The organism is Okeania sp. SIO2C9 (assembly GCF_010672455.1).
GTDB lineage: Bacteria > Cyanobacteriota > Cyanobacteriia > Cyanobacteriales > Microcoleaceae > Okeania.
The window spans coordinates 52,359-65,421 of sequence record NZ_JAAHGO010000052.1 but is presented as its reverse complement, the minus strand read 5'-3'; the positions used below and the strand labels follow the sequence as shown (position 1 = coordinate 65,421).

Here is a 13,063-nt window from a genome sequence, read left to right as displayed (position 1 = left end):
TTATCCATCCTCTAGTGTTAAATAGAGGGTCTGTGACTTCACTGAGCTGGTCGTAGATTTGTTGGTTGAATATGTCTTGCCAACTGTCTACTTGGGTTTCTGATAGTTCGGGGTTGCTGGTGGTTGTACTTTGAGTTTCGGGTACTATGTATCCTACTATGCGTTTGTCTCCTGGGTTATCTTCTCTTGCTACTACTACTGTTTCTTTTACCCCTGGGTATGAACTGAGGACTGCTTCTATTTCTCCTGTTTCTATTCGATATCCTCGCACTTTTACTTGATGGTCTATTCTACCTAGAAATTCTATCTGACCATCACCTAGATAACGGCATAAGTCTCCTGTTTTGTATAATTTGGCTATTTTTGAGTTTTCAAAGGGATTAGGAATAAATTTGGAGGCTGTGAGTTCGGGGCGGTTGTGATACCCTATTGCTAAACCATCTCCTCCTATATGAAGTTCTCCTAGCACTCCTATGGGCACTGGTTGTAATTGGGAGTCCAGGATGTATATTTGGGTGTTGGATATTGGCTTGCCTATGGGGACTGATTTTTCTAGATTACTATCAGCTTTAACTGGGAAACAGCAGGTGAATGTGGTGTTTTCTGTGGGACCGTAACCGTTGATTAGTTGACATCCTGGGAGTTTTTCTACTACTTTCTGCACATGGGTGGCTGATAATACGTCTCCTCCTGCTAATAGTTGCTTTACTGGGAGTAAGCTTTCTAGTTGCTCTTCTACCATTAGTTGGAATAATCCTGCACTCAACCATAGGGTTGTGACTTGGTTTTCTCTAATTGCTGCTCCTATTTCTCCTAGGGAGGGTTGATGGGGTGGCATTACTGCCAGGGTTCCTCCGTTGAGTAGACTACCCCAAATTTCAAATGTTGCTGCATCAAAGGATATGGGTGCTAATTGTAGGAATATGTCTTTTTCTGTGAGGTTAATATAGTTGGTATTTTTTACCAGTCGTACTACTCCTTGATGTCTGATGTTCACTCCCTTGGGTAGACCTGTTGAGCCGGAAGTATACATCATGTATGCCTGATGCTCTGATGTTATTGATACTTTTAGGTTTTCTGAAGTTGCTGTGTTTGGTATATCTGCTTCCAGACATATTACTTGAGTTGTTGTTTGAGGTAGATGATGTTGCCATTTTTCTTGAGTCAAGATGATGGGTAGTTGAGCATCTTCTACCATGTAATTGAGACGCGAAGTTGGATAATTCGGGTCTAATGGCACATAAGCTCCTCCTGCTTTGAGTATGGCAAGTATTCCTATTACCATCTCTACTGAACGATCTACACATATTCCCACTCTAGTTTCTGGTACTACTCCCAATTTTTGCAAGTAATGGGCTAGTTGATTGGCTTTGCGATTTAATTCTGAGTAGGTTAGCTTTTGTTGTTCAAATACTACTGCTATTGCATCTGGGGTTTTCTCTACCTGCTCTTCAAATAACTGATGGATACATTTGTCTTTTGGGTAATCTGTTGTGGTGTTGTTCCATTCCAGCAATATCTGCTCTAGCTCTGGAGCTGTCATTAAAGACAATTGACTAATTGGCAGCTCTGGTGTCTCAACCACTGCTGATAGCAAGTTTTGATAATGTAATAGTAACCGTTGAATCGTTTCTGCCTCAAACAAGTCTCGATTATAGGCACAAAATCCTTTGATTTCTTCTCCTTCTTGCCACAGGTGTAATTCCATGTCCATCCGCACTGTCATGCTATCGCCCATCCATTGGTCCAGACCTAACTCTAACTCTAAGTTCGGCAAACTGAAGGATGGACTCATGGCTTCACCCTGCTGCACAGCAAACGCTACTTTAAATAAAGGATTTTGCGATAGGGAGCGTTCTGGTTGCAACTCTTCTACCAATTTCTCAAAGGGCAGTTCTTGGTGAGCATAAGCTTCTAAAGCTGTCTGTTTCACTCTGTTTAATACCTCTTGGAAACTTGGTTCCCCTCCCAGGTCTGTGTACATAACCAGAGAGTTCACAAAGAAACCAATCAATCCTTCTATTTCACTGTAGTTGCGGTTGGCTATGGGTGAACCCACTGCGATACCTTCTTGACCACTGTAACGATATAGTAAGACTTTGAAGGCTGCTAACAGGGTCATAAATAGAGTGGCTCCCTGCTTTTGAGTCAGTTGTTGAATTTTTGATGTCAGTGCTGCTGATATGTTTATCGGTATACCTGATCCATTGAAGGTTTCTACTGGGGGTCGTGGATGGTCGGTGGGTAGTTGTAGTTGGGGTAACTCTTGTAGCTTTTGCTTCCAGTAACCCAATTGTGTTTCGAGGGTTTCACCTTGCAAGTAGTTCCTTTGCCAAACTGCAAAGTCTACATATTGTATTGGTAGCTCTGGCAATGGGGATGGTTGGCCTTTCACTACTGCGGTGTAAAGGGCTGATAGTTCTTCGGCAAATACTGTCAGTGACCACCCATCGGCTGCAATGTGATGTAATGTTACCTGGAGTATGTACTTTGCTGCTTCTAGTTTCACAAGCATCCCCCGTATCGGGGGGTCTACTTCTATATTAAATAGTTTTTCATTTTCTCTTTGAAGTAATTGTTGTACTTGAGTTGCTTGTTGAGATGGTGTTAACTCACTTAGGTCTTTTTTGGGTAGTTCTAGTTGAAATGGAGGTCTAATTACTTGTACTGGTGTGCCGTTGATTTCGGCAAAGCTGGTTCTCAGGGTTTCATGGCGAGTGATAATTTGCTCTAGACTTTTTTGTAAGGCAACTTCATCTAATGTTCCCACTAGATTTAGGGTGAATGGTATGTTGTAAGCGTTGCTACTTAGTCCTGTTTTTTCGATAAACCATAACCGTTGTTGGGCATAGGATAATAGCAGGGGGTTGCCCTCTCGATCAACAGATTTGATTTGAAACCGCTTGTCATCTGTTTGCTTATTAGCTTGCTGTAATTTAGAAACAGATTGACTACTATTTTGGCTGACTGCCTCAAGGCGCTCACTCAATTGAGCTACAGTTGGTGCTTCAAATATAGTTGTTAATTGCAGTTCTACTTCTAATACTTGTCGCAGGCGAGAAACCACTTTGGTTGCTAATAAAGAATGTCCACCCAATTCAAAAAAGTTGTCATAGATACTTACTGCTGGTATTTTCAGTACAGAAGCAAATATGTTAGCAATTTTCTCCTCTGTCGGAGTACTTGGTGGCACGAACTCTTCTGCTCGTATCAAGTCTACTTCTGGTGCTGGTAACGCTTTACGATCAATCTTTCCACTCGGGGTTAAAGGTAAAGATTCTAAAACTACAAAAGCAGATGGCATCATGTAACCAGGCAATTTCTGTTGCACTAATTGCCGGAACTCACTACTGTTCAGAGAGTTGTCTTTGCTTGCTATGTATGCTACTAAACGTTTTTCTCCTGGGTTGTCTTCCCTTGCTAATACTACTGTTTCTTTCACTTGGGGATGTTGATTGAGCGTGGCTTCTATTTCCCCTGTTTCGATGCGGAAACCTCGGATTTTTACTTGATTGTCAATGCGACCAATAAATTCAATATTACCATCTGGTAAGTAGCGAGCTAAATCTCCTGTTTTATATAATCTTGAGTTATGCCCAAAAGGGTTAGAGATAAATTTTTCGGCTGTGAGTTCTGGACGGTTGAGGTAACCTCTTGCTAATCCATCTCCGCCTATGTGTAGTTCTCCTGCTACTCCTATTGGCACTGGTTCTAGGTTGGCGTCTAAAATATAAACCTGAGTGTTGCTAATAGGGCGACCAATGGAAACTGAAACCTGTTGAGTCAATTTTTTTACTTGGTAGCAGCAACTGAAAGTTGTATTTTCCGTTGGACCGTAACCATTAATTAATTGACAATCTGGCAGATAAGATACCACTTTCTCTACATGAGATGGCGATAACACATCTCCTCCTGCCAAAAGTTGAGTTACAGGTTTTAATCTTTCTAGTTGTTCGTCCACCATCAACTGGAACAGTGCTGCTGTCAACCATAGAGTTGTCACTTGATTTTTCTCTATGGTTTCTCCTATAGCTTCCACAGAAGGAGTACCAGGAGACATTACCACTAACTTACTACCATTAAGTAAGCTACCCCAAATCTCAAAGGTTGAAGCGTCAAATGAGAATGGAGCTAGTTGTAAAAACACTTGGGCAGGAGTCAATTCTACATAGTTAGTTTCTTTGACTAAACGCACCACTCCCTGGTGTATTATACTTACTCCTTTGGGTTGACCAGTGGAGCCTGAAGTGTACATCACATAGGCCAAATTTTCTGATTTGACCCCAGTCTCTAAATTTTCCTGACTCAGGGAATTGATTATTTCCCCATCTTGCTCTAAACAAACTACCTGAGCTTGATTTTCTGGCAAGGATGCTATTAATGACTGTTGAGTCACTAATACTGACACTCCTGCATCAGCTAGCATATAAGCTAAACGTTCTGATGGATAATTTGGGTCTAATGGCACATAAGCTCCCCCCGCTTTGAGTATGGCAAGTATTCCTACTACCATCTCTACTGAACGCTCTACACATATTCCCACTAGCGTTTCTGGAACTACTCCCAATGAGTGCAAATAATGAGCTAGTTGATTGGCTTTAGTATTTAATTCCGAATAGGTTAGCTTTTGCTCCTCAAATACTACTGCTACTGCATCTGGAGTTTTCTCTACTTGCTCCTCAAATAACTGGTGTATACATTTGTCATCTGGGTAATCGGTTTTCGTGTTGTTCCACTCTACTAATAGCTGGTCTATTTCTACCTTTGTCATTAAAGGCAACTGCCCTAAATTCTGTTCTGGATTAGTTACAATTCCTTCTAACAACCTTTGGAAATGACCTAACATCCGAGTTATAGTGCTAGCTGCAAACAAATCTGTGCAGTATTTTAGCCGTGCCACCAAAGATGAGCCATCTTCTATGATTTCCAAATCCAAATCAAACAGACCCTCTTGATTAGGCATTGTTAGAGGTGTAACCTCAATTCCTCCCCAATTCACTGAACTTTGTCTTTGATTGAGCAAGAATTTTGAATTTTCTGATGATTGCTGGAATTGCAGTAAAGCAAAGGCTACTTGAAAAATTGGAGAACGACTTGGATCGCGCTGAGGTTGTAATCTTTCTACCAATAAAGCAAATGGATAATCTTGATGTTCCAGTGCTTCTAAGACTGTATTACGGACTTGAGTAAGAAACTCTCGGAAACTCTCATTTCCCGACAAACTTGCCCTAAACACAACTGGATTAACAAAGTAGCCTACAACTGAGGCCAACTCAGCCTGACTTCGACCAGAGGTTACAGAACCAACTAAGATATCCTCCTGACCTGTATAACGATAGAGGAGAATTTGAAAAGCTGCCAGAAGAACCATGTAAAGGGTTACATTTTCCTTCTTAGCCAAGTTTCTCAGTTGTTGGTTAAGTTCTTCAGGTAAACGCCAATATTGGGCACTTCCCCTAAAGGTCTGTATTGGTGGCCGGGGTTTGTCTGTAGGCAAATTTAAAACTGGTAACTCCCCAGCCAGTTTTTGTTGCCAATAGCTCCAAAGTTTTTCTCCCTGAGTGCTATCAACCATTTCCTTTTGCCAGCGCACATAATCTTTGTATGTGTATTCAATCAGAGGAAGGGAAACTTCTACACCAGAAGTTTCTATCTGGTAAAGTTTTGATAACTCCGTCATGCTCAAATCTATTGACCTACCATCCCAAGCGATGTGATGTATGGTTAGCAATAGAATCTGTTCTCCCTCAGAGCGAGTGAAGTGCCTGACTCGCATCACTGAGTCTGTATCTAGAGTAAACGGATGATAATGTTCCTTGAGTAATTTCTCCTGTAGTTCATCTTGACTCCAAGTAGAAGCATCAATCTCCAAGAAATCTAACTCTTGATTTTGATTAACTTTTTGAATCGGTTCTATATCTAGCTTGGGAAATGTGCTACATAAAATCGGATGGCGTTCCCGGAATTTATGGAAAACTTGATGCCAAACTTTTACATCTACTGGGTAACTAATCTGGATAGCAACTGAAATATTATACGCTCCACTATCTGGCACCAAATTCCACAAAAACCACAGTGCTTTTTGCCCATAAGACAAGGGATAGACTTCGAGAATATCATGCTGTTCCCTCAATAGCTGTATAATTTCAGTTTTATGCTGCTTCACTTGAGCAATAAGATCTGGAGTTAATACCTCTTGGGTATCGCCTATTTGCAAATTTTCCCCATCGCACAAGAACTTAACCCCTTTGATGGAAAGGTCTTGTACAAATTCTACTAAATTCATAATTACACCTCTATCCAGTTAATATTTTTGACGTTATTAGCTTCAATTTCTTCTTTGATATCACTTTGGCTTAGTTGCTGATTTAATTCCTGTGATATATCTGCAATGGTAAGTCCTGCTATAAACTTGGTAACTGGGAGCGTTACTTCTAACTTACTTTGAACCCGATTTCGCAGTTCTAATGCCATCAAGGAGTCAACTCCCATTTTGTTGAGAGGCTGTTGTATATCTATTTGAGAATCTTTGATCCTTAGCACCTGAGCAATTTCACTTTGGAGGTGAGCCACTAATAGACTTTCTTTTTCTGTTGTCGATGCGGTCTTAATTTTTTCTAAAAGCTGGTACTCCTTAACTGATTTTTCTGTTTGACTTACAATTAAATCCTCAAAAAATGGTGGACTCACTTTTCCAGGCAGTTTTTCTATAAACTGAGACCAGTTTATAGGATCTATTCCCACGCCTATAGCATTACTGCCCAACAATATTTCTATGGCTTCCACTGCTTTCTGAGGTAGAATTGGCTCAATTCCTTTTCCTTGCTTTTGAAACTTCTCAGTTGCTTTTAACTGAGATTCTAAACCCACTCCTAATATAGCCCCCCAGTTAATAGTTATTGCTGGCAACCCTAGAGATTTTCGATAGTAAGCAAAGGTATGCTCAAAGGCATTAGCAGCAGCATAATTAGCAGCACCTTCTGTACTCAAAAGATAAGCCATAGATGAAAATAGCATAAAAAAGTCTAATGACTGATTTTGAGTAAGCAGATGGAGATTCCAAGAACCTTGAACCTTAGGAGCCATCACTTTCACAAATCTTGGCCAATTATGGGACTCAATTAGGGTATCATCTACAACCGCAGCACTGTTAATAACCCCTTTCAATGGTGGCATATTTTGTTCAATTTCAGACCAAACCTTAGTTAGTGATTCCAAATTAGATATATCTGCTTGCACCACCATTACCTGGGCACCAGCTTGTTCTAATTCCTGCAACTGGTTTTTAGCAGTTTCCTTGACTCCACTACGTCCAATTAACACCAAATGTCTTGCGCCCTTTTCAACCAACCAATGAGCCACAAGTAAGCCCACACCCCCTAGTCCACCTGCAATTAAGTATGTAGCATCTTTACGAACAGTTAAGGGTTTGTCCATAGTTTTTTTGGTATGCCGAGAGGGCACTAACCTTGCCACATAACGATTTTCCTGGCGGAATGCTACTTCATCTTCTCTAGACTCTGACAAGATTTCCGACATGAGCATTTTTGCTTGCTCTTTAACGGTCTGCTGCGGGTCTAAATCTATACGCACACACTTTAGTTCTGGGTGTTCTGAAGCAATGGTCTTTCCCATTCCCCACAAAGAAGATTGGGCTATGCCTGACACCACAGGATGATTATCTGGTACTGCTTGTGCCCCTTGAGTAACTAACCAGAGATGAGGGGATGGGGATAATTCAGTCTTGACTAATGCCTGCACTAAGGACAAGGTACTACCGCATCCAATCTGGGATGCTGAGGTTAGTTCTTCTGTAGTAAAATCACCTTTTGGTGTTTCTAAGCTCCAGCATTGAATCACTCTATGCAAGTTCCCTGACTGTATTACATGGGAAATCAGCTTTTGGAAATCTTCGGGGTTTTCAGGATTAATCGTAAATTCTTCTGCCTCTACCTGTTGATATTCTTGCCCTGGTTTAACCAAAGTGCAGATTTGTCCTTGCCTTCGCATTTTAGTTGCCAGATTTTCACCAACTCCTTGTCTATCTGCCAAAATTAACCAACCTTCGGGTTTGGATAAAGCTAAGGATGATGGGGTTGGTGAAGCTTGAGCAATAATTACACTTTGGGGAAATACTTCCTGGTTATTTCCCTCTACTCCTGGCAAAACAACTACTTCTGAAAAATTACTTTCTTTTAGGAGTTGCTGCCATTGATAGCTCTCTAGTAGAGGATGCTTAAGTCGTAAATCAAAATCTTCAAACCTCCACCATCCTTCTAATAGTCCGAATACCAAATCTAGCCATCGTTGATTAGCTGTGCTTTCCAACAATACTAATATTCCTCCTGGGGCTAGCAGTTGTCGGACATTTTCTAACGTCTGACGCAAAGATCTGGTGGCGTGCAGTACATTCGCTGCCACAATCACATCATACTGATGAGATTCAAACCCCTGAGCTGTTGGGTCTTTTTCTATATCTAGCTCTTGATAGCGTACAAACGGGTAATCCCGGAATTTTTCCTGCGCCTTGCTGGTGAACAAACTACCCAGGTCGGTGAATACATATTCTGTTTGCTGGGTATTTAGGTGAGGTAGAATAAAGCTTGTCGTTCCTCCAGTACCAGCACCAATTTCTAATAACCTTACTCCTCTGTCTTTTGGTAACTTTTCTAAGGCAGTGGATATCCCTTGCTGGACTAGGGTATTCATTACTTGCGCTTCAGATGATTCCTCATAGAGTTGGGTAGCTGTGGTTAAATCTCCTTCTGGGAAAACTAGCTGTAGTGGGTCTGCTGTTCCTCTTAACACGGCACTCAGTTGAGAGCCACAACGCTCTAGTAAGGTAAGTTCCACCTTGCCTTGAGGGTATTGACTCTGCAATGCCTGATTTTTCTCCTGGGGATTAGTTTTCCCTGGAGTTTTAATTACTTCCCAACCCTCTGTTGTACCTTTGATAATTTCTACTTCTGCCAGTATCTCTAACAGACGGTTAAACAGTCGTCTATGTTGGGATATAACTTCTAGTTTTTCGGCTAAATATTGACTAGAAAAACTTTCTCCCTCTGGGAATAACCAGTTCATTTCTACAAATGCCTGGACAATATAATCAATACTCAAAGCTTCTAACTGACTTAAGAATTGACTGTAGCTATTTAAGTCAATCTCTGAAACTAATTTAGATACTAAAGGGTTGAGTTTCCGAGATATTTCTCCTGGACTCAATATGTATTCTGGTGGTAATTGCTGACCAAAACGAGGTTGCGATCGCCATTCTATTTCATATAACCAATTGCTGAGTTCATCTGCTTTGCTTCCCAGCAAAGCTTCCCTTGTGACTTGTTTTAGTTGCAAGCCTTCAATTATAGCAATTGTCTCTCCTTTGCTACTCAAGAGGGTAATTTGACCACTTAAACTGTCTTTGTTGTCTTTTCGTGGTATTGCTACAGATGCCATGGCCCATAGACTGGTATCAGGACGACGGTATACTGTCAAGCGTTCGATTACTACTGGCATATAGGTATTCTGACTTTCGTCTTCCCCGATAGCAGCAGCAATCACCTGCATACCAACATCTAAAAATACTGGATGTAGTTGGTAGTTGGTCAAATCTCTTACGAGTTCTGCTGGCAATTGAATTTCGCCGATAGCTTGGCCTTCCCCACACCACAACTGCTTAAGACATTGGAAACTGACACCGTAGTCAATGCCGCGAGTGTGAAATTTTTGGTAAAGGTCTTTTACCTCTATCTGTTGAGGAAAAGTTTCTTTCAAGGCTTCTAAGTTCGCGACAGTAGGTTCACTATCTATTTGCTGCTCTCTAAGCTTTCCTTCTGTGTGGAGTGTCCAACTAGGCTGTTGCTGATTGTCTTCTTGATCTGTACTGAAAATCTGAAATTGGTACGTTTGATTTTCCAATGGGGTTAAAACTGTTTGAACCCCCTTGAGTTTCTCTTCATCTAAAACTAATGCGCTTTGAATTACTAAGTCTTCTAGCACCAGTTTTGGGGACTTGAATAGAGTCGCACCAGCAGCTAATACCATCTCTATATAATCAGCCGCAGTAAATATCACTTGATCAAATACCCGATGGTACTTCAAGTAGACTGGTTCAGAAGCACTCAGTTGGGATTCAAACTGGATTTGTTGCTGTTGAATTGCAGAGTAGAAGCGTTCACCTAGTAATGGATGAGAACCTGTATTTCTTGACAAATATCTGCTTTTATGTTGTGTGTTATCTATTTCTATCCAATGTCGTTCTCTTTGAAAGGGATAAGTGGGTAATGCTACTTTCTGGCCAGTATAATCTTGATCAAATTCTGACCAATTTACCTTCATCCCTTTGACATACAACTGGCCTAAACTCTCCAGTATCTGTTGCCATTCTTCTACTCCCGGTCGTAATGATGGCAACCATTCTCCCATATTTTCTGGTAGACATTGACGCCCCATACCTAACAATATTGGTTTTGGTCCGATTTCTAAGAATAATTCATATCCTTGCTCATTTAGAGTTTTCATACTCTGGGCAAATCTCACTGGTTGTCGCACATGACTAACCCAATATTCAGCAGTTGTAATTTCTGCACCCACCTTTTCACCAGTGACATTTGATATTAATGGTATTTTAGGTTGGCTATAAGTTATTTCTTTAGCTACTGCTTCAAATTCTGCCAACATTGGCTCCATTAATGGTGAATGGAAAGCATGGGATACCTTTAACTGCTTGGTCTTAATTCCTTGGGATTCTAATTTACTACAAATATTTGCGATCGCTCCACTCTCTCCTGAAATTACTATACTTTCTGGTCCATTTATCGCTGCGATCGCCACCCTAGAACTATATTCTCCTATGGCCTCTTTCACCTGAGATTCTGATGCCATTACAGATACCATTTCACCACCGGGGGGCAACTGTTGCATTAACCGTCCCCGCATGGCGATTAATTTCAGACCATCTTCTAAACTGAATACTCCTGCTACACAAGCTGCTACATATTCTCCTACACTATGACCCATCACCACACTGGGTTTAATCCCCCATGAAGACCATAACTTAGCCAAAGCATATTCAATCGCAAACAGAGCTGGTTGAGTAGAACCTGTTTGGTCTAATAATAACAAAGAAGAACTTGACTTTTGTGTATCTTGAGGATATATTACTTCTAATAATGACCTTTCTAGATGGGGCTGTAAAATTTGGTCACACTGATCTAAGGCTTTACGGAAAGTTGGTTGAGTTTCATATAGTTCTCTTCCCATATTCACATACTGGGACCCTTGACCTGTGAAGAGGAAGGCTAATTTAGGACGCTTACGACCAATCTTTTCACCTGTTACTACTCCTGTTATTTCTTGTCCTATTTCCGCACCTTTTAATTGTTCCTCTAAATGCTTTGTAGAGCTAGTGACAATGGCCAAGCGATGTGAGAAATGCGATCGCCCCACATTAGCTGTATAACAAATATCTTCTATTGCTAATTCTGGATGTTTATTCAAGTGCTGGGCATAACTTGTTACTAACTGCTCCAGAGCTGTTTCTGTTTGAGCTGACAAGGTTAGCAGATGAAGCGGACGTTTGATCAGCTCTTCTTCACTTTTGACTTTTGACTGTCTTGAGTGCGTCTTACATTCTGAGGAAACCTCAGAATTACGCACTCGCTTTTGACTTTTAACTTCAGAAGGCGCTTCTGCCAAAACTACATGGGAGTTGCTACCACCAAAACCAAAGGAACTCACACCAGCTATTGCGGGCATTGACTTTTCTGGCCAAGGTGTCAGAGTTTCCTGTACCCGTAATGGTATTTCATCAAACTTAATATAAGGATTTGGCTCAGTGAAATGCAGACTTGGTGGAATCTGGCGATAGTGGAGTGACAGAGCTACTTTAATTAATCCGGCAATACCTGCTGCTGCTTCTAAGTGTCCGATATTAGTTTTGGCTGAACCCACTGCACAATAGTCCCCAGGAACACGGTCAGTAGATAGCACTGATCCTAATGCTTTCATCTCCATGGGGTCTCCCAGTTTTGTCCCTGTACCGTGGGCTTCTATATACTGCACATTTCCTGGTGAAACTCCTGCATTTTTATATGCTGCTTTTAACAATGCTTCTTGTGCTAATGGGTTGGGAGCTGTTAGTCCGTTGCTATATCCATCTTGGTTAGTGGCACTTCCTTTTACTAGGGCATATATTTGGTCTCCATTTGCTACAGCTTGAGATAGGGGTTTAAGTACTACTAACCCTGCACCCTCACTACGCACATAACCATCGGCCTTAGCATCGAAAGTCTTACATCTACCGTCAGCAGCCATGAATCCTCCTTGGGAATAGGCCACTGACATCCAGGGAGATGTCATTATGTGTACACCTCCAACCAAGGCTAGGGTTGATTCTCCGCTCCATAGGCTTTGACAGGCTAAATGCACTGCTACTAGGGATGAGGAACAGGCGGTATCTATTGCCATGCTCGGCCCTTGGAGGTCGAAATAGTACGAGAGGCGATTAGCGTTGATACAATTTAAGTTACCAGTGCCTGTGTAGGTAGTAAAGTTACTGGTATTCTGGGCTATGAGTTCGTAGTAGTCGAAGCTTGATACTCCCATGAATACCCCTGTGGCTGTACCTGCTAATTCTGCTGGTGGTTGTCCTGCATCTTCTAATGCTTCCCAAGCTAGCTCTAGCAGTAGCCTTTGCTGGGGGTCCATTGTTTGGGTTTCACGGGGAGAAATACCAAAAAACTGTGGGTCAAACTCTTCTACTTGTTCTAAAAAGCCACCCCACTTTGTGTTCATTTTCCCTGGTTTGGTGGCATCTTGGTCATAAAATAATTCTTTGTTCCATCGTGAAGGTGGTACTTCTGTTATGGCATCTACACCATTGCATAATAATTCCCAAAATGCTTCTGGATTTTTGGCTCCTGGAAGACGGCATCCCATGCCTATAATTGCAATTGGTTCTTTATCCATAATTTGACTAATTTTATAATTGAAGTAACACTACAAAGTTAATTACATTAGCTGCTGGTAGCACTACACAAGAATTATAGGCAGCTATGGTGATGTG

Annotated in this window: 2 protein-coding genes; both read right to left on the bottom strand. The window is 41.4% G+C overall.

What is annotated here, in order from left to right; genetic code table 11:
* On the bottom strand, nucleotides 1-6,286 hold a 6,286-nt coding region (locus F6K23_RS28835), incomplete at its 3' end, for a non-ribosomal peptide synthetase (RefSeq protein ID WP_293162140.1).
* A gap of 2 nt (nucleotides 6,287-6,288) precedes the next feature.
* A complete protein-coding gene (locus tag F6K23_RS28830) occupies nucleotides 6,289-12,966 on the bottom strand; it encodes a type I polyketide synthase (protein WP_293162138.1) in 6,678 nt (2,225 codons plus the stop codon).
* Nucleotides 12,967-13,063 lie beyond the last annotated feature (97 nt).

Excerpts from the sequence above, each read along its gene's own strand:
- F6K23_RS28830 (WP_293162138.1), bottom strand. The coding sequence starts at position 12,966 with ATGGATAAAGAACCAATTGCAATTATAGGCATGGGATGCCGTCTTCCA.